20 protein-coding genes are annotated in these 20,863 nt (G+C 72.6%); 11 read left to right on the forward strand and 9 right to left on the reverse strand.

Translation table 11 applies throughout. The features are described 5' to 3' along the window. Nucleotides 1-75: 75 nt before the first annotated feature. Nucleotides 76-432 carry a hypothetical protein gene (locus V6R91_RS30820; RefSeq protein ID WP_336398504.1) on the forward strand — a complete coding sequence of 119 codons (357 nt, stop codon included), beginning with the start codon at nt 76-78 and terminating at the stop codon, nt 430-432. Between the two features lie 40 nt (nt 433-472). Here the strand turns inward: V6R91_RS30820 and V6R91_RS30825 are convergent, their stop codons facing one another. Beyond that, nucleotides 473-910 (reverse strand): Rv3235 family protein, encoded by a 438-nt coding sequence (locus tag V6R91_RS30825; RefSeq protein WP_336398505.1) that lies wholly within the window; start codon nt 908-910, stop codon nt 473-475. A 130-nt stretch (nt 911-1,040) separates the two neighbouring features. On the opposite strand from V6R91_RS30825, the gene V6R91_RS30830 reads away from it, so the two are divergent. Further along, entirely contained in the window at nt 1,041-1,637 is a 597-nt protein-coding gene (locus V6R91_RS30830; protein ID WP_336398506.1) for a hypothetical protein, read from the forward strand. An 11-nt stretch (nt 1,638-1,648) separates the two neighbouring features. On the opposite strand, the gene V6R91_RS30835 is transcribed toward V6R91_RS30830, so the two are convergent. Further along, nucleotides 1,649-1,930: a helix-turn-helix domain-containing protein gene (locus tag V6R91_RS30835; RefSeq protein ID WP_336398507.1), complete on the reverse strand. Its 282-nt coding sequence runs from the start codon at nt 1,928-1,930 to the stop codon at nt 1,649-1,651. Nucleotides 1,931-2,028: 98 nt separating this feature from the next. On the opposite strand from V6R91_RS30835, the gene V6R91_RS30840 reads away from it, so the two are divergent. The 3 genes from V6R91_RS30840 to V6R91_RS30850 are packed head-to-tail and all read left to right on the forward strand — an operon-like array spanning nt 2,029 to nt 5,478. Then, the gene (locus tag V6R91_RS30840) at nt 2,029-2,661 is read left to right on the forward strand and encodes an SAF domain-containing protein (protein ID WP_336398508.1); all 633 of its coding nucleotides are present in this window, start codon (nt 2,029-2,031) and stop codon (nt 2,659-2,661) included. Next, nucleotides 2,658-3,965: an AAA family ATPase gene (locus V6R91_RS30845; protein ID WP_336398509.1), complete on the forward strand. Its 1,308-nt coding sequence runs from the start codon at nt 2,658-2,660 to the stop codon at nt 3,963-3,965. The genes V6R91_RS30840 and V6R91_RS30845 overlap by 4 nt, the downstream gene beginning before the upstream one ends. 4 nt (nt 3,966-3,969) lie before the next feature. Then, a complete protein-coding gene (locus tag V6R91_RS30850; RefSeq protein WP_336398510.1) occupies nt 3,970-5,478 on the forward strand; it encodes a sensor histidine kinase in 1,509 nt (502 codons plus the stop codon). Nucleotides 5,479-5,598: 120 nt separating this feature from the next. Here V6R91_RS30850 and V6R91_RS30855 read toward each other — a convergent pair whose 3' ends face one another. Further along, nucleotides 5,599-5,847 (reverse strand): WhiB family transcriptional regulator, encoded by a 249-nt coding sequence (locus V6R91_RS30855; protein ID WP_018171995.1) that lies wholly within the window; start codon nt 5,845-5,847, stop codon nt 5,599-5,601. A gap of 275 nt (nt 5,848-6,122) precedes the next feature. Between V6R91_RS30855 and V6R91_RS30860 the strand changes: the two genes are divergently transcribed. Beyond that, entirely contained in the window at nt 6,123-6,515 is a 393-nt protein-coding gene (locus tag V6R91_RS30860; protein WP_336398511.1) for a histidine kinase, read from the forward strand. 38 nt (nt 6,516-6,553) lie between these two features. Here V6R91_RS30860 and bcp read toward each other — a convergent pair whose 3' ends face one another. The 3 genes from bcp to aroA all read right to left on the reverse strand — a co-directional run bounded on the left by bcp (nt 6,554) and on the right by aroA (nt 9,555). Then, nucleotides 6,554-7,024 (reverse strand): thioredoxin-dependent thiol peroxidase, encoded by a 471-nt coding sequence (gene bcp / locus V6R91_RS30865; protein WP_336398512.1) that lies wholly within the window; start codon nt 7,022-7,024, stop codon nt 6,554-6,556. Between the two features lie 31 nt (nt 7,025-7,055). Beyond that, a complete protein-coding gene (gene rsgA, locus V6R91_RS30870; protein WP_336398513.1) occupies nt 7,056-8,117 on the reverse strand; it encodes a ribosome small subunit-dependent GTPase A in 1,062 nt (353 codons plus the stop codon). 64 nt (nt 8,118-8,181) lie between these two features. Continuing rightward, nucleotides 8,182-9,555, reverse strand: coding sequence for a 3-phosphoshikimate 1-carboxyvinyltransferase (aroA, locus tag V6R91_RS30875; RefSeq protein ID WP_336398514.1), 1,374 nt, complete (start codon nt 9,553-9,555; stop codon nt 8,182-8,184). 84 nt (nt 9,556-9,639) lie between these two features. Here aroA and V6R91_RS30880 point away from each other — a divergent pair, with 84 nt between their 5' ends. Together V6R91_RS30880 and V6R91_RS30885 are read left to right on the forward strand one after the other, a co-directional pair. Continuing rightward, nucleotides 9,640-10,347 carry a sigma-70 family RNA polymerase sigma factor gene (locus V6R91_RS30880; RefSeq protein WP_378882618.1) on the forward strand — a complete coding sequence of 236 codons (708 nt, stop codon included), beginning with the start codon at nt 9,640-9,642 and terminating at the stop codon, nt 10,345-10,347. Continuing rightward, entirely contained in the window at nt 10,344-10,586 is a 243-nt protein-coding gene (locus V6R91_RS30885; RefSeq protein ID WP_194397840.1) for a zf-HC2 domain-containing protein, read from the forward strand. Before V6R91_RS30880 ends, V6R91_RS30885 begins: the two co-directional genes overlap by 4 nt. 34 nt (nt 10,587-10,620) lie before the next feature. On the opposite strand, the gene V6R91_RS30890 is transcribed toward V6R91_RS30885, so the two are convergent. Further along, the gene (locus V6R91_RS30890) at nt 10,621-11,532 is read right to left on the reverse strand and encodes a diacylglycerol kinase (RefSeq protein ID WP_336398516.1); all 912 of its coding nucleotides are present in this window, start codon (nt 11,530-11,532) and stop codon (nt 10,621-10,623) included. Continuing rightward, complete coding sequence (locus V6R91_RS30895; protein WP_336398517.1) at nt 11,529-13,184, reverse strand: FAD-binding oxidoreductase; 1,656 nt, start codon at nt 13,182-13,184, stop codon at nt 11,529-11,531. The genes V6R91_RS30890 and V6R91_RS30895 overlap by 4 nt, the downstream gene beginning before the upstream one ends. A 34-nt stretch (nt 13,185-13,218) precedes the next feature. Here V6R91_RS30895 and V6R91_RS30900 point away from each other — a divergent pair, with 34 nt between their 5' ends. Both V6R91_RS30900 and V6R91_RS30905 read left to right on the forward strand, forming a co-directional pair. Next, nucleotides 13,219-13,800, forward strand: a complete 582-nt coding sequence (locus tag V6R91_RS30900) for a TetR/AcrR family transcriptional regulator (RefSeq protein WP_336398518.1) — start codon at nt 13,219-13,221, stop codon at nt 13,798-13,800. After that, a complete protein-coding gene (locus V6R91_RS30905) occupies nt 13,797-15,347 on the forward strand; it encodes a glycerol-3-phosphate dehydrogenase/oxidase (RefSeq protein ID WP_336398519.1) in 1,551 nt (516 codons plus the stop codon). The genes V6R91_RS30900 and V6R91_RS30905 overlap by 4 nt, the downstream gene beginning before the upstream one ends. 66 nt (nt 15,348-15,413) lie before the next feature. Here V6R91_RS30905 and V6R91_RS30910 read toward each other — a convergent pair whose 3' ends face one another. Further along, nucleotides 15,414-19,190: a multifunctional oxoglutarate decarboxylase/oxoglutarate dehydrogenase thiamine pyrophosphate-binding subunit/dihydrolipoyllysine-residue succinyltransferase subunit gene (locus V6R91_RS30910; protein WP_336398520.1), complete on the reverse strand. Its 3,777-nt coding sequence runs from the start codon at nt 19,188-19,190 to the stop codon at nt 15,414-15,416. A gap of 177 nt (nt 19,191-19,367) precedes the next feature. Between V6R91_RS30910 and V6R91_RS30915 the strand changes: the two genes are divergently transcribed. Further along, nucleotides 19,368-20,825 (forward strand): GuaB1 family IMP dehydrogenase-related protein, encoded by a 1,458-nt coding sequence (locus tag V6R91_RS30915; RefSeq protein WP_336398521.1) that lies wholly within the window; start codon nt 19,368-19,370, stop codon nt 20,823-20,825. Nucleotides 20,826-20,863 lie beyond the last annotated feature (38 nt).

Consider the following 20,863-nt stretch of genomic DNA (forward strand, 5'->3'; position numbering starts at 1 on the left):
GGAGACGGATGCCGCGGCCCGCGGCATCCGTCAACCCCCTGACCCGTGGCCCGCTCGTGTCGTAGCGTCCTGGGCATGTCCATCGAACTGAACCAGCCGGCGCTGCGCCACGCGCGTGCGCTGATCCGGGACGGCAAGGTCGTGCGCGACGAGCGGGACGACTGGTCCGAGGCGGCCCCCAGCGCCGAGGAGGAGAACGCCTTCATCGAGAAGGAGGGGTGGACCGAGTACTCGCACTGGCACCTCGGGGTCGATCGGAGCGAGAACCACGACACCAAGAAGGCCTACTCGTTCCCGTTCGGCGACTTCGCCAAGGTGCACCGCTCCGGTGTGATCTCCGCGGAGAGCCGCGCGGGCCAGTACGACCACGACGAGATCCGCGATGCGCTGAAGTCGCTCCTCGACCTCATCGACAAGGACGCCGAGGACTGAGCAGCGACCGGCCGCCCGCGCTCTGCGGGGGCGTCCGGTCTCACAGCAGGGCGAGGGACGTCGCGCGCCAGCGGCCGTCCATGCCCTCCAGGCGCACGGCGAGGGCACGGGTGCGCGCCGGGCCGCGCACGACGAGGACCGCCTCGACGATCCCGTCGGCGGGAGAGGACTCGTGCACCGACATGATCGTGTGGACGGGCCGACGCGCGGGGACGCCGCGCGCGCTGCGCGCACGCGCGGCCAGGTTCGCGCGGGTCACCAGCTTGCGGTAGGCGTCCTCGGTGAGCCAGCGGGCGAGCTGGTCCACCTCGCGCACGCCGGCGAAGACCTCCAGGACGCCGACCGTCAGGTTGCGCAGGAACGGCTCGGGGGAGGGCAGTGCGGTGGAGGGCGTGCGCTGCGGAGCGAAGAACTCCGCGAGCTCGGTGGTGCGGGATGCGAGGGGGAGGCGGGCACGACCCGCGGGCGACATTGCCATCGGTGCCTATCTGACATGGGGGATGTGTCTTTGCGATTAGAACATACGGCGAACTCCCAGGAAAACCCGGAAAGCCCAGGTTGTGGATAACTCATCCCTCGTGCGGGCGGATCTGCCCTACTCTCGCGGAGTGCGCTGGGACCGGTTCTTCGACGACCTCGAGGATCAGCTCGCCTCCGAATGGGAGGCCGAGCGCCATGCCCTGGACACCGAGGCGGAGCGGCTGCGTCTGTCCCGTGTGGCGCTCGCCGAACGGCTGACACTGCTGGCCGCGGATGCCGCCTCGGCGTACGGGTTCGACCTCGTCGACGGGACGACCCTGCGGGCGGCTGTCACCGGCGTCGGCGCCGGCTGGGCCGCACTGCGGCCCGCCGAGGGCGGCGGAGCCGTCATCGTGCCGTTCGCATCCTTCCTCGCGATCGGGGCGCCGCACGCCGACCTGCTCCGCTCCGCGCGGCCGGGCCCCGCCCGCTCGGCGCTGGCCGACCGGCTGACCTTCGGCTTCGTCCTGCGCGACCTCGTGCGCCGGCGTGCCGGGGTCGCGGTGCACCTGACGAGCGGGCGCGTCCTGACGGGCACCATCGACAGAGCAGGCGCCGATCACCTCGACCTGGCCCTGCACGAGCCGGGGACGCCACGGCGTGCCGACGAGGTCTCGGGCTACCGCCTGATCCCCTTCGCCGCCGTGGCGTGGATCCGGGCGGACACGGCTCCGGCGCTGCCCTGATCCTCCCGGGATCAGTCGGGGTTGCGGACGATCCCGCCGCCCCACAGCTCGGGGAAGCTGGCTGTCTGGGATTGGTGCCACAGGGCGATGCGGCGCGCTTCTTCGGCCTGGTCGTCCAGGTAGTCTCCCACGCTCGCAGCCTCGATCCGCCAGCGGGCCGGCGCGCCCACCCGCACGCCCCGCAGCCGTCCCTCGAGCACGAGCGCCATGACCTCGTCGACGGAGACGCCGAGCACCTCGCCCACCTGTGCGGGGGCGAGAAGACGCACGGCGGACGTCGGGTCATCGGGCATGCCCCCATTATCGCCCCGCGGTGTCCGGGAGGGCCGGAGCGGGAAGGCCCTGTGGATAACGATCGACGCCGTTTCGCCGGCTCGGCGACGATGGACGCATGACCGCCGCAAGCGATCCCGTCCGCACACCGCGTCGAGCCTTCTGGGGAGATGCCCGGTTCTTCCTCGGCGTGCTGCTGGTGGCCGCCTCCGTCGCCGGCGTCTGGCTCGTCGTGACGGCGGCGCGGCAGACCGTCCCCGTCTACGCCGCCGCCCACACCCTCGTCCCCGGGCAGGTCATCGAGCCCGGCGACCTCGAGGTCGTCGATGTCGCCCTCGGCGCGCTCGCCGGCGCGTACCTCCCGGCCGAGCACTCCGCCGGCGCCCTCGTGGCGACACGCACCGTCGAGGCCGGCGAGCTCGTGCCGGCGGCATCCGTCGGCGAGGCCCGGTCGGCCCGCACCACCAACGTCGTCGTCCGCAGCGCCGTGGACGTGCCCGCCTCCGTCGGGGCCGGCGCCGTCGTCGAGGTCTGGGCCGCACCGATCCGCGAGGACGGCGGGTACGACGAGCCACGGGTGCTCGTGGCCGACGCCACGGTCGTCTCGGTGACGCGGGACGACTCCATGATCGGCGGGGGAGCGGCCGCGCTCGAGCTCGTCATCCCGCGTGCCGACGTGCCGGCGACGCTCGCCGCGATGGCCGACGAGTCCGCGCTCTCCATCGTCCCGGCTACGGGGGCGGGCTCGTGAAGGTCGTCGTGGCCGTCGAGGACGCCGCCGCGCTCGTCGCAGGACTGCGTCGCGAGGGCGTCGACGTGATCGCGGAGCTTCACGAGGACGCGCCGCTGCTGGCCGCCGCCGACGGCTTGCGGGGAGCCGAGGCGGAGGGCGTGCTGCGCGCGCTCGCGGAGGCCGACGCGCTGATCCTGGCGGTCTCACGTCGCACCATGTCACCCACGGTCGTGGCGCTCTGCGACCGCGCGGGCACGCGCGTCGTGCCGCTCGTCGTCGACGCCGCCGGTGAGCGTCTGGCCGCGGCGTGCGGGCTCGAAGCGCCGCTGGAGCGGCACATCGAGCCGTGGCGCATCGCCGACGCGCTGTCGGCCGCGCCCGTGGGCGCTGCGCCGGAGGCGCCGGAGCGGCCGCGGGTGATCGTGGTCTGGGGCGCCGCGGGCGCACCCGGACGGTCCACCGTCGCCACCGAGCTCGCCGTCGAGCTGGCGCGGGGCGGCCGCCACGTCGCGCTCGTCGACGCCGACACGCACGCGCCGTCGCTGGCTCTCACGCTCGGGCTGGCCGACGAGGGGCCCGGCTTCGCGGCCGCGTGCCGCCAGGCGGAGCTCGGCGGGCTCGACGCGAGCGAGCTCGAGCGCATCGCGACACCGCTCGGACGCTCGGGCGTCGACGTGCTCACCGGCATCAACCGCCCGTCCCGCTGGCCCGAGCTGAGCGAGCGTCGCGTGGCGGCGGCGCTGGCCGCCTGCCGAGAGTGGGCGGACTACACGGTGGTCGACGTCGCCTCATCGCTCGAGCGCGACGAGGAGATCGTGAGCGACCTCGACGGCCCGCGCCGCAACGCCGCAGCGCTCGCCGCGCTGCGCGCGGCCGATCTCGTCGTCGCGGTCGCCGCGGCCGACCCGGTCGGGATCGCGCGCTTCCTCCGCGGTCACTCCGACCTGCGCGCGACCGTCGTCGCCACCCCGATCGCCGTCGTCGCGAACCGGCTGCGCCCGGGCACGCTCGGGATCGACGCGCGCGGCCAGGTCCGCCGCACGCTCGACCGCTTCGCCGGAATCCGCGACGTCTGGTTCCTGCCCCAGGATCCGCGCTCGGCGGACGCGGCGATCCTCGCGGGCCGGCCGATCGCCGAGGTCGCACCGAAGTCGCCGCTGGTCCTGGGCCTGCGGCGATTCGCCGGAGAGGCCGTCGTACCCACTCCCGCGGCAGGAGCGCCCGAGAGGACGCCGGGGCGCGGCATCCGTCGCTCCCGCGGCGCCGGCTCGGCGCGAGCTGCCGCGGCGCACCGACGCTCCGACGCGCGCGCTCTAGGCTAGGTCCGTGTCGACCCTCAGCGATCTCGTCTACGCCCAGGGCCGCTCCAGCGAGGACGACGTGGAGTGGCTTCATCGTCTCGCGGGGGACGGCCAGCTCCTCGCCGACCTGGCGTCGGCCGACATCGTGCTGTGGGTGCCCACGTCGGACGACTCGTTCGTCGCCGTCGCCCACACCCGCCCGAGCGGCGCGGCGACCCTCTTCTACCGCGACATCGTGGGCGACCGCGTGCGCCCGCAGTGGCGCACGCAGGTGCGGGAGGCGTTCCACAGCGGCCGCATCGTCGACTCCGCCTCGCCGGACTGGTTCGAGGAGACCCCCACCCGCGTGCGCGCCGTGCCGGTGGCCCGCCAGCAGGGCGGTCAGCTGAGCGTGGTGGGAGTGCTGACCCGTCACACCAACCTGGGCGAGGCGCGCACGCCCTCCCGCCAGCAGATCACGTTCAACGAATGCGCCGACGACCTGTTCGGCATGATCGCCTCGGGTGACTTCCCGGACCTGTCGGCGCCGACGTCGCCGCGCCGCGGCGCTCCGCGCGCCTCCGACGGTCTGATCCGTCTCGACGTCGACGGGGTCACGACTTTCGCGAGCCCGAACGCCCTGTCGGCGTTCAACCGGCTGGGCTTCGAGGACGAGCTCGAAGGCGAGTCGCTCGTGGAGGTCGTGACGCAGATCCTCCCCGGCAAGCGTCAGTTCGACGAGTCGCTCCCGGTCGTGGTGACCGGGCGCGCGCCCTGGCGCACCGACCTCGAGGCGCGCGGCGTCACCGTGTCGCTGCGCACGATCCCGCTTCGCGATCACGGCACGCGCATCGGCGCCATCGTGCTCTGCCGCGACGTGACCGAGATCCGCCACCAGGAGCAGGAGCTCATCACCAAGGACGCGACGATCCGCGAGATCCACCACCGCGTCAAGAACAACCTGCAGACCGTCGCCTCGCTGCTGCGCATCCAGGCGCGCCGCTCGCACTCCGAGGAGGCGCGCGAGGCGCTCACCCAGGCGATGCGCCGCGTGTCGGCGATCGCGGTCGTGCACGACACCCTCTCGGAGGGACTGGCGCAGAACGTCGACTTCGACGAGGTGTTCGCGCGGGTGCTCAAGCTCGTCGCCGAGGTGGCCGCCGCTCCCAACACCCGTGCCAAGACCCACTCGTCCGGCCGGTTCGGAACGCTGCCGAGCGAGTACGCGACGCCGCTCGCGCTGGCGCTGACCGAGCTGGTGACCAACGCGGTCGAGCACGGCCTGGCAGGTCAGGAGGGCGACGTCGAGATCGTCGCCGAGCGCGACGAGGAGCGGCTCGAGGTGCGGGTGCGCGACACCGGGTCGGGGCTGCCCGAAGGGCAGGTCGGACGGGGCCTGGGCACCCAGATCGTCCGCACCCTCATCCAGGGCGAGCTCGGCGGCACCATCGACTGGCACACCATCATGGGCAGCGGCACCGAGGTGACGATCGAGATCCCGCTGCGGTACATCGTCGACGCGGGCCGGAGCAGTACGGGCGCCGGCGAGCGCTGACGCGGCTCCGGTCGCGACGGGGGCAGCGAGGTAGGAGCCGGACCGCCGGGCTTGGGTAACCGAGCGCGCAAAGGAGAGCGGATGCCGCGGCTGCGGCATCCGCTCGATTCGGGCGCTGTGTCAGCTGGCGCGGCGCGCGCGGGCGGCCCGGCGCTTCAGGGCGCGGCGCTCGTCCTCGGAGAGACCGCCCCACACGCCCGAGTCCTGTCCGGTCTCGAGGGCGTACTGCAGGCAGATCTCGGTGACGGTGCAGCGTGCGCACACCGACTTGGCCTTCTCGATCTGATCGACGGCAGGTCCGGTGTTCCCGACGGGGAAGAACAGCTCGGGGTCGACGGTCAGGCAGGCGGCCTTGTCGCGCCAGTCCATGGTGGTGCTCCTTGTGAGAGGGGGTGGGGCTTGGGATCCGTTCGGGTCGGATACCCTGTGGGATGTGCGAGATCACTCGCCCCACGTCGCTGTGGGAGCACACGGCTTCACCAATCGTCCCATAGCGGTTTACCTGAATCAAGGGTTGATCGGCGGGTTTATGTGGAACCGGCTGAGTGTTCCCCCTCTGACCTGGAGGTTTCGCACAAACGCCTGACGTGTGGAAGAGGAGTCGACGGAGAATGCGGACAAACCTGTCCGGAAGGATCGCGGCGGTGCTCGTGGGTCTGGAGGGTCTCGGCATCGCGGCGCTGACCGTCGGGGAGATCGCGGCGATCGTCGGCGGCGACACCGGCTCGATCGAGAGCGCGATCGCGCTCGTCGTGCTCACCCTCGTCGGCGCCGTGGCGGTGCTGGCGTTCGCGGCCGCCATCTGGCGGGGGCAGTCGTGGGGGCGCTCCGGCGGCATCGTCACGCAGCTGCTGATCCTCGCCGTCGCGCTCGGCGCCGCGACCGGGGCGTTCGCGGTCCCCGGGCTCGCCCTGGCCCTCGCCGTGCCGGCCGTCGTGGTGCTGGTGCTGCTCGTGCTGGCCGTGCGGGATGCCGGACGCCAGGCGCGAGGCGCCGATGGAGCGGACGGCGACGCGCCGGGAGCGGCCTCGCGCTGATCCGCGATCGCGCCGATGCGCGTCGCGCTGATCCGGTCTCAGACTCCGAGCGTCGTCCGCAGGCGCGACACGTGCCCGGTGGCGCGTACGTTGTACAGCGCGTGCGCGATCCGGCCCTCCTCGTCGATGACGAACGTCGAGCGGATGACGCCCATGAACGTCTTGCCGTAGTTCACCTTCTCGCCCCACACCGCGTACTTCTCGTGCACCGCGTGGTCCGGGTCGCTCAGCAGGTCGTAGGTGAGGCCGTCGCGCTCGCGGAACCGCCGGAGCTTCTCGGGCTGGTCCCGCGAGACGCCGAGGACGGTGTAGCCGGCGGCCTGCAGCGGTGCGAGGCTGTCGCGGAAGTCGCACGCCTCCTTGGTGCAGCCGGGCGTCATCGCCTCGGGGTAGAAGAAGAGGATGACCCGGCCGCCGCGGAGGTCCTCGAGGTGCACGGCACGGTCGTCCTGGTCGACGAGGGTGAAGGCGGGGGCGAGGGAGCCGGGTTCGAGGCGCGTCGTGGTCACCTGTCCACTCTAGGCGGCGGCCCGTCGTGCCTCAGGCGCCGGGCTCCTGCGCCTTCTTCGCGAACGTCTCCAGCAGCCGCTGCAGCGAATCGAGCCGCGCCGGGCCGCCGGGACCGAGTCGCCCCTCCTCGACCGCTTCGACGATCGCGCAGTCGGGGGCATCCCGGAGGTGCGTGCAGCCGCGAGGACACTCCTCGGCCACCTCGGCGAGGTCGGTGAAGGCGCGGAGGATGTTCGCCGGGTCGACGTGCCCGAGTCCGAACGAGCGCACCCCGGGCGTGTCGATGACCCAGCCGCTGCCGCTCTCGCCGCGGTAGCGCAGCGACACCGTGGAGCTGGAGGTGTGGCGCCCGCGCCCGGTCACGACGTTGACGTGCCCGGTGGCGCGCCGCGCATCGGGGACGAGCGCGTTCACGAGCGTGGACTTGCCCACGCCGGAATGCCCGACGAACACGGTCGAGTGGCCGGCCAGGGCCGCGCCGATCCGGTCCAGCGGCATCTCCTCCTTGCCGCTGGCGAACACCTCGAGGTCGAGGCCCTCGAAGTGCGCGAGGAACGCGGCCGGGTCGGCGAGGTCGGTCTTGGTGACGACGAGGAGAGGGCGGATGCCGGCATCCAGCGCGGCCACCAGGTAGCGGTCGACGAGCCGCGGGCGGGGTTCGGGGTCGGCGGCGGCGACGACCACGAGCATCTGGTCGGCGTTGGCGACGACGACGCGCTCGACCTGGTCGGTGTCGTCGGCGCTGCGCCGCAGCAGCGACGTGCGCTCTTCGATGCCCACGATGCGCGCCAGGGTGCCGTCGTCGCCCGATGCGTCGCCCACCACGCGCGCGCGGTCGCCCGTGACGATCGGGGTCTTGCGCAGCTCGCGCGCACGGGTGGCGAGCACCGTGCGCTCGTCGGGCAGGTCCTCGTCGACGAGCACGGTGTACCTGCCGCGGTCCACGCCGAGCACGCGCGCGATCCGCGCGTCGCTGTGCGCCGGGCGCCGCTTGGTGCGCGGGCGGTTCGCCTTCGGGTTCGGGCGCACCCGCACGTCGGCCTCGTCGAACTCCGGCTCGTCGTCCTCGTCGAGGTCGTCGAGCCAGCTCATGCCGTCGTCCTGGGTCGGTTCACCGTGTCATCCCGATCGCTGTGCGGGCCATGCGCGCGCCGTCTCACGACGCGCGCATCGTCTCCTCCGGCCGGCCGCCGTCGGCGTGCCGGCCCTCGAGCATCCGCTGCCAGATGTGGGGGAACTCGGGCATCGTCTTGGCCGTCGTGCCGATGTCGTCGACCTCGACGCCCGGGACGGCGAGGCCGATGAGCGCTCCTGTGGTCGCCATGCGGTGGTCGTGGTACGCGTGCCAGGTGCCGCCGTGCAGCGGCCGCGGTGTGATGCGGATGCCGTCGGCGAGCTCCTCCGCCTCTCCGCCGAGGCGCCGCAGCTCGGACACGAGGGCCGCGATGCGATCGGTCTCATGGCCGCGGATGTGGCCGATCCCGTGCAGCGTGGACGGCGACTCCGCGAAGGCGGCGAGGCCGAAGATCGTCGGGGTGAGCTCGCCCGCGGCCGACAGGTCCAGATCGACGCCCTGGATGGCCGGGCCGGCGGTGACGGTCAGCGCGCCGCCGCGGCGGACGACGCGGGCACCCATGAGGGAGAGGATCTCGGTGAGCATCGCGCCGGGCTGCGTGGAGTGCGCCGGCCAGCCGGTGACCGACACCGAGCCGCCCGCGACCATCGCCGCCGCGAGGAACGGCGCCGCGTTGGAGAGGTCGGGCTCGATCGCCACGTCCTTGCCGCGGATCGGGCCCGCGGGCACGATCCACTCGCCCACGCCGGGGCGCTCGACGTGCACGCCGCGATGCCCGAGCGCCTCGACCGTCATGTCGATGTGGGGGATGCTGGGCAGGCGGCTGCCGGAGTGCTTGAGCTGGAGGCCGACGTCGAACCGGGGCGCGGCCAGCAGCAGCCCCGAGACGAACTGACTGGACGCGCCGGCGTCGATCGTCACCTCGCCGCCGCGCACGTGACCGTGCCCGCGCACGATGAAGGGCAGGGCCCAGCGTCCGCCGTCGTCGATGTCGACGCCGACGTCGCGCAGTGCGGTGATCATCGCCCCCATCGGCCGGTGCAGCGCGCTCTCGTGCGCGGTGAGGGTCACGTCGCCGCGCCCGAAGCCGGCGAGGCCGGCGACGAACCGCATGACGGTGCCCGCCTGCCCGCAATCCACCTCCGTGTCGCCGCGGAGCGGCCACACGGGCGTCACCTCGATGTCGGGGCCGTACATGCCCGTGCCCTCGACGCGCTCGATGCCGACGCCGAGCGAGCGCAGCGCGTCGATCATCCGGGCGGAGTCGTCGGAGTGCAGCGGTGCGATCAGCCGGCTCGGCGCGTCCGCGAGCGAGGCCAGCACGAGCTCGCGATTGGTCAGCGACTTGGACCCGGGAACCGTCACCGTCGCGTGCAGCGGACCGTCCGCGACGGGGGCACGCCAGTGGCCGCGCTCGATCGGCGCGGAGGTGGGGGAATACCCGTCGACTGTCATCGGGTTCTACCCTACTGAACGGCTTCTGATCCGCCGCGTAATGCGGGGCCAGCCGTCGTGAGTCCACCCACCGAGCGGAGCCGGATGTTCGCCACTCTCGACCGCCTCGACATCGAGGCACCCTCACCCGACGTCTCGGGCGGTCCGCAACCCGCCACCGTAGACTGGCGCGTGATGAGCGACTCGATCGACCACGCCGGTCAGACCGACCAGGTGCAGGACCCGCGCGCGCAGTTCGAAGAGCAGGCGCTGCCCTTCATGGACCAGCTGTACGCGGCGGCCATGCGCATGACACGCAACCCCGCGGATGCCGCCGACCTGGTGCAGGAGACCTTCGTCAAGGCGTTCGCGTCGTGGAAGACCTTCACGCAGGGCACCAACCTCAAGGCGTGGCTCTACCGCATCCTCACCAACACGTACATCAACACCTATCGCAAGAAGCAGCGCGAGCCCTACCAGGGCACGATCGACGAGCTCGAGGACTGGCAGCTCGGCGGCGCCGAGTCGACCACCGCGACGAGCACCCGCTCCGCCGAGGCGGAGGCGATCGACCGCATGCCGGCCTCGGTCGTCAAGGACGCGCTGCAGTCCATCCCGGAGGACTTCCGGCTGGCGGTGTACCTCGCAGACGTCGAGGGCTTCGCCTACCAGGAGATCGCCGACATCATGAAGACCCCGATCGGCACGGTCATGAGCCGCCTGCACCGCGGCAGGCGCATGCTTCGTGAGCTGCTGGCCGACTACGCAACAGAGCGCGGCATCACCACCGCCGCCACAAGGAGCACGAAATGACCGACTGCGGCTGCGAGAAGGCGCGGCGCGACCTCGAGGAGTACCTGCGCAACGAGGTCTGCAAGACCGAGCACAGCGACATCGCCGAGCACCTGGAGCACTGCGCGGGATGCCGCGACGAGGCGCTGGTCGCGCGCACGCTGACCGAGGTGGTCGCACGCGCCTGCAAGGAGACGGCTCCCGAGGAGCTGCGTGACCAGGTGCTGGCCCGGCTGCGGGCGGTCCAGGCCGCGCACTGACGGACGGCGCGAGCAGTTATCGCCCGAGATCCGGTCAGGAGGCTGGTGCGGGCGTGAAGACCGTGAGCGCCGCCGGCACGACATCCACCGACAGCGGAAGAGCGCCGATCGGGTCGCCGTCCGCGTACGCGGTGACGCCGGGCGACGACAGGCGCACCGACCTCGCGCGGCGTACCGAGACCTCGGGCACCGTGGTGTGCGTGCCGCGATACACGCGCGGCAGGAGCCGGAGCAGGCGCAGCCGTCCGGCGGGGCGCACCAGCAGGACGTCGAGCAGACCGTCGGTGGGATCGGCGTCCGGGCAGATCGGGATGCCGCTGCCGTAGGTGCGACCGTTGCCGACGGTCGCCATCACGAGGTCGCCGCGGATCTGCTCGCGGGTGCCGTCGGCGAGTTCCACGTCGACCTCGTACGGGATGCCGGCGAGGGTGAGGAACTCGACGAGGATCGCGATGTCGTAGCGCGAGCCGCCTCTGGGCCAGCGCATCGCGTTGGCGCGGTCGTTGACCTTGGAGTCGAAGCCGCTCGCCAGGACTGTCCCGAAGTACCGCGTCGATCCGTCGCCGCGGGTCACGCGCGCGAGATCCACCCGCCGCGTGAGGCCGCCGGCGATCGCGTCGGCGGCCGCCCGCGCGTCGAGCTCGCGCAGCCCGAGCATCGCCGCGAAGTCGTTGCCGGTGCCCGAGGGCACGATGCCGAGCGGGACGCCGGTGCCGGCCACCTCCTGGATGGCGAGGTTGACGGTCCCGTCGCCCCCGACGACGGCGACCGCGTCGACGCCGGCGTCCAGGGCCGCCCGCAGCAGGCCGGATGACTCGGCGGCGCTGCCGCCGCTCAGGACCGTCGTCTGCACCCCGTGCGTGCGGAGGCGCTCGGCGGCGGTGCTCGTCGCGCCGGTGTGCGCGCCGGCGCGGGCCGCCGGGTTGACCAGGAGCGCGACCCTCATGCGCCGGCGTCGCTGCGCGGGGCGACGAGCGCGCCCGGGTTCATGATGCCGCGGGGGTCCAGTACGGCCTTGACGGCGCGCAGCAGCTCGACGCCGAGCGGGCCGATCTCCGTCGCGAGGTAGGGGCGATGGTCCCGGCCGACGGCGTGATGGTGCGTGATGGTGCCGTTCGCGTGGCCGATCGCCCGGGATGCGGCATCCTTCGCCGTCTTCCACTGCGCCTGGGGATCCTCGCCGAGCGCGGCGATGACGGTGAGGTAGAGCGACGCACCCGCCGGGTACACGTGCGAGATGTGGCACAGCACGACCGGCTTGGTGCCCGAGGCGGTGAGGCTCGCGGTCAGGGCATCGGTCACCGCCTGCTTGAGCGCTGGCAGGTTCGCCCACGTCGTCGCCGTCTCGAGCGTCTCGGCCAGCACGCCGGTGTCCATGAGCGTGTCGCGCAGCGCGGGGGAGGAGAAGCGCCCGCGCTCCCATGAGCGGGCCGGATCCTCGCCGCGCGAGGTCGCACCGTGAGCGGCGAAGACCGTGTCCAGCGCATCGCGCGCGGCTTCCGCCTCTTCGAGGGTCGCCCCCTCGAAGGTGGCGATGGCGAGGCATCCGCGCATCCGGGTGAGGTGCCCGCCCATCGCCGCGTTCACGCGGGTCTCGGTCTCATCGCTCAGCCGCAGCACGGTGGGTCGGATGCCGCGCTGCGTGGCCTCGCGGAGCGCCGCCGTCCCCGTCGCGAAGTCGGGGAACGACCACGCCCGGTACGCCGTGGCCCCCGGAAGCGGGCGGATGCGCACGGTGACCTCGGTGAGCACCCCTAAGGCCCCCTCGGATCCGAGGAAGAGCTCCCGCAGATCGGGACCGGCGGCGCTCGCCGGAGAGCGGCCCAGGTCGAGGTCGCCCGCCGGCGTCGCGATCCGCAGGGCGTGCACGAGATCGTCGAAGCGGCCGTAGCCGCGCGAGGCCTGACCGCTCGACCGCGTCGCCGCGAACCCGCCCAGCGAGGCGTACGGGAAGCTCTGCGGGAAGTGGCCGAGCGTGAAGCCGCGGGCACCGAGCAGCTCCTCCGCCTGCGGACCCGTGGTGCCCGCGCCGAAGGAGGCCAGCAGCGACACCTCGTCGAGTGCGAGGAGGGCGGCGGTGCGGGAGAGGTCGAGCGCGATGACGGCGGCGTGCTCGCCGCGCTCCGGCTCGACGCCTCCGACGACCGACGTGCCTCCGCCGAACGGGACGACGGCGATGCCGCGGTCGTCGCACACTCTCAGCACCGCGGCGATCTGGTCGTGATCGGCGGGGGATACGACGGCGTCGGGCGCGTTCTGCAGTCCGTCCATCCGGCGGTGGAGGAGGTCGGGTGTGCTCTTGCCGCCCAGGTGCAGCAGCCGCACGGCGTCGGCGCGCGACGCGTGATGCGCCCCCACCACGTCCGCGAGCGCGCCGAGGTCGGCGTCGGAGATGAGGGACGGGGTCAGCTCGGGGACCTGCCGACGGGGGACGGGGTGCGCCTTGCCGGGGAGCAGCGTCGCCACGATCGCCTTCGCCGCCGCGGGGAGCCGGGCGGGTTGGGAACCCCACGCGTCCCAGTCGCCGCGGGGGCGGGGCGCCGGACGGGCGATCGGGCTCGCGGGGGTCGCGGAGTCGATGTGCGCCGTCGCAGCCATGGCGACAGTATGACACATTCTGTATGGTTGTCACATGGCCGACGGAGTGTCCGACACCGAGAGCGCGATCCTCGACGCCGCGCTGGCGGAAGTGCTGGAGCACGGGATCCGGCGGACGAGGGCATCCGACATCGCCCGCCGCTGCGGGATCTCCCGTCAGACGCTCTACCGGTACTGGCCCGACGCCCAGGCGGTGTTCGCGGCGCTCGTGACCCGGGAGCTGTTGGCCGCACAGCCCGGCGGCCAGGAGCAGGCCGATGATCTCGAGGCTCTCGTGGCCCTGCTCGTCGGGACCGCCGACCGCGTCCGCCGGCTGCCGCTGGTGGACCGCCTGCGCGACACCGATCCCGAGCTGTTCGCGCGCTACATCCTCGACCGGCTCGGCACGAGCCAGCGCGCCATCCACGGCGAGACCGCGCGGCGCCTCGCCGACGGGCAGCGCCGCGGGTTCGTGCGCGACGGAGACCCGGATGGGCTGGCTGCGATGGTGCTCCTCATCGCGCAGTCCGCGGTGCAGTCGGCGCCGCTGGTGGCCGAGTGGCTTCCCGACGAGGCGTGGCGCACCGAGCTCGCGCACGCGGTGCACGGCTACCTCTCGCCCCGGGGTGCGCGATGACGCCGCTCATCCTCGGCCGGACGCCCTCCCCCTCGGCGCTCACGGCATCGCGCCGCGCGAAGGAGCTCGACGCGCTCTCCGGGAGTCGCGAGATCGACGTCCTGGTGATCGGCGGCGGCATCACCGGTGCCGGCATCGCCCTGGATGCCGCGAGCCGAGGGCTTCGCACGGTGCTGGTCGAGCGCGGTGACCTCGCCCACGGCACCAGCCGCTGGAGCTCGAAGCTCGTGCACGGTGGCCTCAGATACCTCGCGTCCGGTCAGATCGGCATCGCGCGCGAGAGCGCGCTGGAGCGGCACATCCTCATGACGCGGACCGCTCCCCACCTCACGCGCGCCCTCGCGCAGGTGGTGCCGCTGCACGAGCCGGGGCACCTTGCGCGCGGCGCCTACCTCGGACTCGGCTACGAACTCGGCAACGGGCTGCGGCGGACCGTCGGCACGCCGGGCGCCCTGCTGCCCGGGCCGGGAGCGATCGGGCCGGGGACGACGCGGCGACTGGCGCCGGCGGTCCGCGCCGATGGACTTCGCGGCGGCGTGCGCGGCTGGGACGGCCAGCTCATCGATGACGCGCGGCTGGTCGTGGCGGTGGCGCGGACGGCCGCCGGGTACGGCGCATCCGTCCTCACCCGCGTCGAGGCGACCTCGGCGACCGGCGGCGACGCCCGCCTCCGCGACCTCGTGACCGGCACGGAGCTGACCCTGCGCGCGCGGGCCGTGGTGAGCGCGACCGGCGTGTGGGCGGGCGGGCTCGACCCCGACGTGCGCCTGCAACCCAGTCGTGGCACGCACCTCGTGGTGTCGACCGAGCGCCTGGGCGGCTCGGACGTCTCGCTCACGGTGCCCATCCCGGGCTCGACGAGCCGCTTCGTGTTCACGCTGCCCGCACCGCACGGACGCACCTACATCGGTCTCACCGACGTCCCGGTGGACGGGCCGGTTCCCGAGATCGCACACGCCACCGACGCGGAGATCGAGATGCTCCTCGGCACGGTCAACACCGTCCTGGCCGACCCGCTCGAGCGCACCGACGTCCTCGCGACGTTCGCGGGGCTGCGACCGCTTCTGGCAGGCGAGCCCGGCGACACCAGCGACCTCTCGCGCCGGCACGCCATCATCGAGTCCGCGACGGGGGTGCTGAGCATCGTCGGCGGCAAGCTCACCACGTACCGGCGCATGGCCGAGGACGCCGTCGACGCCGTCATCCGGCGTGACCCGTCCCTCCCCGCGCGGCCCTCGCGGACCGCTGCGATCCCTCTCGTCGGCGCGTGGCCGCGGCATCGGCTGGCGGAGATCGCGGCGCCGGCGCGCCTCGTGCGGCGGTATGGCGCCGAGGCGCCGTATGCGGCCGCGCTCCCGGACGGCCCCGGCGCGGCGCGCGGGGTGACGGCCCAGGAACTCCAATGGGGCGTCGTGGTCGAGGGCGCGATGAGCGTCGACGACCTGCTCGACCGACGCACGCGCCTGGGGCTCGTCGAGTCTGACCGGATCGAGTCGACGGATGCCGCAGCCGCCGCGTTCGCCCGCGCCGGCGTCGACCCGCTCTGACGGCACGCAGTCCGGCCCCGGACTCCCACAGTGGGGCGTGTCCAGGGCCGGTCGGCGCAGCCGGCCTTAGAGCGTCAGCGCCTTCTGCATGATCTTCGCCTGCTCGGCGGCGTGCACCTTCGGCGACCCGGTCGCCGTCGAGGCGGCGGACGAGCGGGAGACGCGGCTGATGGTGCGACCGCCGAGGTGCTTCACCAGCTCCAGCGCGATGAACGGCCACGCGCCCTGGTTCTCGGGCTCGTCCTGCACCCACACCAGCTCGGCGTCCGGGTAGGAGTCGATGACGGCGTTCAGCTCGGTGACGGGAGCGGGGTAGAACTGCTCGAGGCGCACGAGCGCGATCTCGGGATTGGGGTTCTTCTCGAGCTCCGCCCGCAGGTCCCAGTGGATCTTGCCGGCGTGCAGCAGCACCCGCTTCACGGCCGACTTGTCGATCCCGCGCTCGTCGTCCAGCACGGGCTCGAAGCGGCCGGTCAGGAAGTCGTCGACCGGGCTCGTCGCACCCCGCAGGCGCAGCATGGCCTTCGGCGTGAACACGACCAGCGGACGACGCGGGCGCGCGTACGCCTGGCGCCGCAGCAGGTGGAAGTACGAGGCCGGGGTCGACGGGCGGGCAACGGTCATGTTGTCCTGCGCGCACATCTGGAGGTAGCGCTCGATGCGCGCGGACGAGTGGTCGGGGCCCTGGCCCTCGTAGCCGTGGGGGAGCAGCAGCACGACGCTCGACTGCTGGCCCCACTTCTGCTCGGCCGAGGAGATGAACTCGTCGATCACCGACTGCGCCCCGTTGGCGAAGTCGCCGAACTGGGCCTCCCACAGCACGAGCGAGTCGGCGCGCTCCACGGAGTACCCGTACTCGAACGCCATCGCCGCGTACTCGCTGAGGAACGAGTCGTAGACGTAGAACTTGCCCTGGTCGCCCGAAAGATTGGCGAGCGGGATCCACTCCTGCCCGTTGGCCCGGTCGTGCAGGACGGCGTGCCGCTGCACGAACGTGCCGCGGCGGGAGTCCTGGCCGGCCAGGCGCACGTTCGTCTTCTCCAGCAGGAGCGACCCGAACGCCAGCAGCTCGCCGAAGCCCCAGTCGATCGAGCCGTTGCGGCTCATGTCGAGCCGCTTGTCGAGCAGCTGCTGGAGCTTGTTGTGGACGGTGAAGCCCTCCGGCTTGTTGACGAACGTGTCGCCGATGAGGTGCACGATCTCGCGCGCGACCCCGGTCGTCTCCGGCTCGCCGGCGACGGCGACGGTGACCTCGTCGGGGACGACGACGGGCGAGGAGCCGGTCTCCGCGGCGTGCGTCTCGGCGAAGGCGACCTCGAGGCGGCTCTGGAAGTCCTGCTTGGCCTTCTCGTACTCCTCCTCGGTGATGTCGCCGCGGCCGACGAGGGCCTCGGTGTACAGCCGGCGGACCGAGCGCTTCGCCTCGATGAGGTTCGTCATGAGCGGCTGCGTCATCGACGGGTCGTCGCCCTCGTTGTGACCGCGGCGGCGGTAGCAGACGAGGTCGATGACGACATCACGGTGGAACCGCTCGCGGTAGGCGAAGGCCAGCTGCGCGACCCGGGTGACGCCCTCGGGGTCGTCGCCGTTCACGTGGAAGATCGGCGCCTGGATCGTCTTGGCGACGTCGGTGGCGTAGACCGAGGTGCGGGCGTCGACCGGGGTGGTGGTGAAGCCGACCTGGTTGTTCACCACGACGTGCACGGTGCCGCCGGTGCGGTAGGCGCGCAGCTGCGACATCTGCAGGGTCTCGACCACGACGCCCTGGCCGGCGAAGGCCGCATCGCCGTGGACCAGGATCGGAAGCCAGGTGAAGCTGCCGATGGGCTTGCGGTCCTGCTTGGCCCGCACGATGCCTTCCAGCACGCCGTCGACGGTCTCGAGGTGCGACGGGTTGGCGGCGAGGTAGACGGGGAGCTCCGCCTGGTTGTCGGCGACGAAGGTGCCCTCGGTGCCGAGGTGGTACTTCACGTCGCCCGAGCCGCTCTTGGACCCGATGGCGACCGAGCCCTCGAACTCGCGGAACACCTGCCCGTAGGTCTTGCCGGCGATGTTGGTCAGGACGTTCAGGCGGCCGCGGTGCGCCATGCCGATCGCGGCGCCGTCCAGGCCCGCCTCGGCGGCGCCCTGGAGGATCTCGTCCAGGAGCGGGATCAGCGACTCGCCGCCCTCGAGGCTGAAGCGCTTCTGCCCGACGTACTTGGTCTGCAGGAACGTCTCGAACGCCTCGGCCTGGTTGAGCTTGTCGAGGATGCGCAGCTGCTCGTCGTGGCCCGGCTTCTGGTACTTGACCTCGACGTTCTGCTGGAACCACGCGCGCTGCACCGGGTCCTGGATGTGCATGTACTCGATGCCGATCGTGCGGCAGTACGAGTCGCGGAGCACGCCCAGGATGTCGCGCAGCTTCATCTGGCGCTTGCCGCCGAAGCCGCCCGTGACGAACTCGCGGTCGAGGTCCCAGAAGGTCAGTCCGTGGCTCTCGATCTCGAGGTCGGGGTGGGTGCGCTGGACGTACTCGAGCGGGTCGATGTCGGCCATCAGGTGACCGCGCACGCGGAAGGAGTTGATGAGCTCCTGGACGCGCGCCTGCTTGTCGACGCGCTCGGCGAGGTCGACGTTTATGTCGGGCGCCCAGTGGATCGGCGCATAGGGGATGCGCAGCGCCGAGAAGATGTCCTCGTAGAAGCCGCGCTGCCCGATGAGCAGCTCGTGCACCTTCTTGAGGAACTCGCCCGACCCGGCGCCCTGGATCACGCGGTGGTCGTAGGTGCTCGTGAGCGTGATCGTCTTGCCGATCGCGAGCTCGTTGAGCGTCTTGTCGCTCGCGCCCTGGAACTCGGCGGGGTACTCGAGGGCGCCGGCGCCCACGATGCAGCCCTGACCCTTCATCAGGCGCGGCACGGAGTGGACCGTGCCGATGCCGCCGGGGTTGGTCAGCGAGATCGTCGTCCCCTGGAAGTCGGCCGCGGTCAGCTTGTTGCCGCGAGCACGGCCGACCAGGTCCTCGTACGTGGTCAGGTACTCGTTGAACGAGAGCTGCTCGGCGCGCTTGATGCTGGGCACGAGCAGGGCACGGCTGCCGTCGGGACGGGGGAGGTCGATCGCGATGCCGAGGTTGATGTGCGCCGGCGCCACCACGGAGGGCTTGCCGTCGACTTCGGCGTAGAAGACGTTCTGGCTCGGGAACTCCTTGAGCGTCTGGATGATCGCCCAGCCGATGAGGTGGGTGAAGCTCACCTTGCCGCCGCGCGTGCGGGCCATGTGGTTGTTGATGACGATGCGGTTGTCGATCATCAGCTTCGCCGGGACGGTGCGCACGCTGGTGGCCGTGGGCACCGTGAGCGACTCGTCCATGTTCGCCGCAAGCGTCTTGGGCAGGCCCTTCAGCGCCGTGACGACGTCGGCCTCGGCCTCGCCGTCCGCCGACGACGGCTGCGCCTTGGGCGCCTGCGCCGGAATCGGCTGCGGGGCGGCGGGCCTCGCCGTCGTGCGCGCCACCGGCTGGTTGCCGATGACGGGGATGGGCGCCGTCACCGGGCGGGGCTCCGCCGCCGGCTGCGGCGCCGCGGGAGCGGCGGCAGGCGCCGGTGCCGCGGGTGCCGGAGCAGCAGCGGCCGCGGGTGCCGTGGCCGCCGCGGCCTGCGCGGGTGCGGCCGGCGCCGCAGCGGGGGCCGTCGGTGCCGCGCCGTCGGCGGGGTGGTAGGCCTCGAGAACGGGCCACCATGCCTTGTCGACGGAGTTCCGGTCGATCTTGAACTGTTCGTACAGCTCCTCGACGAGCCACTCGTTGGCTCCGAACTCACCCTCGTTCGAAACCCCGACGCCCGTCACCTGGCTCGACACGCTGAATCGCCTGCTTTCATCGGTGAAGTTCTGGGATACGCGTGGGGCTCAGAGCCGGCGCACGCGTGGGGTTAAGCCTAGCCCAGTCCGCGGGGGCGGTCCCGGTCCCCGCCCGTGCGGAAGCCGAAAGAATGCGCACGATTACCCGCACAGGAAGTGTCACTACCCTTGGCGGTCATGGAGTTCTACGGCGAAGCCCCCGACGTCGACCTGACCTATTCCGACGTCTTCCTCGTCCCGCGCCGGTCCGCCGTCGCCAGCAGGCTCGACGTCGACCTCGCCCCCCACGACGGGACGACCGCGACGATCCCGCTCGTCTCGTCCAACATGAACTCCGTCACCGGCGCGCGCCTGGCCGCCACGCTCGCGCGGCGGGGCGGACTCGGCGTGCTCCCGCAGGACATGCCGCTGCAGGAGCTGGACGCCGCGATCCGCTGGGTCAAGGCGCAGCCCGTCACCTGGGACACGCCGCTGGTCCTCCCGCCGGACGCGACCGTCGCCGACGCCGCGCGGCTGCTCCCGCCCACCGACGGGCACGGCATCGTGGTGGCAGAGGTCGCGGCCGGCCGGATCGACGCCGACGACGTCCTCGGCATCGTGCCGGCGGCGCGCCTGGGCACCGCGCTGCCCGATGCGCGTCTCGGCGACCTCGCGCGCGGGCGCGCCGCGTCCGTCGACGCCGATGACATCGAGAGCGCCCGCCACGCGTTCGACGTGATCGTCGCCGCGGACGCCGAGCTGGTGGCGGTCCTGCACCACGGACACCTCGTCGGCACGCTCTCGCGCCGCAGCGCCCTGCGCTCGACGCTCTACCGCCCGGCCGTGGACGCCTCCGGCCGCCTGATCGTCGCTGCGGCGGTCGGCATCAACGGAGACGTCGCGGCCAAGGCGCGAGCCCTGGCCGGCGCCGGCGTCGACGTCCTCGTGCTCGACACCGCCCACGGCCATCAGGAGGGGATGCTGCAGGCGCTGCGCACCGTCGCCGACCTCGACCTCGGCCTGCCGATCGCGGCGGGGAACATCGTCACCGCCGAGGGCGTCCACGACCTCGTGACCGCCGGCGCCACGATCCTGAAGGTCGGGGTGGGCCCGGGTGCCATGTGCACGACGCGGATGATGACCGCCGTCGGCCGCCCGCAGTTCTCGGCGGTCCTCGAGACGGCCGAGGCCGCCCGCATGTTGGGCGCGCACGTGTGGGCCGACGGCGGTGTGCGCTACCCCCGCGACGTCGCGCTGGCGCTCGCGGCGGGCGCGGCATCCGTCATGATCGGCTCGTGGTTCGCGGGCACCATCGAGGCGCCCGGCGAGCTTCAGGTCGATGAGGCCGGCCGCGCCTTCAAGGAGTCGTGGGGCATGGCCTCGACCAAGGCCGTGCATGAGCGCTTCGGACGCCTCGACCCGTACGAGCTGGCCCGCAAGGAGCTCTTCGCGGAGGGCATCTCGTCGTCGCGCATCTACCTGGACCCGCTGCGCCCGGGCCTGGAGGACCTGCTCGACATGATCACCTCGGGAGTGCGGTCGTCCTTCACCTACGCCGGCGCGGCGACGGTGGCGCAGTTCCACGACCGCGCGCGGGTGGGACTGCAGTCGGCGGCGGGGTACGAGGAGGGCAAGGCGCTTCCCGTCAGCTGGTGAGGGATGACGGATGCCGCGGCCTGCGGCATCCGTCCCGG

The sequence above is a fragment of the Microbacterium sp. CCNWLW41 genome (genome assembly GCF_037083505.1).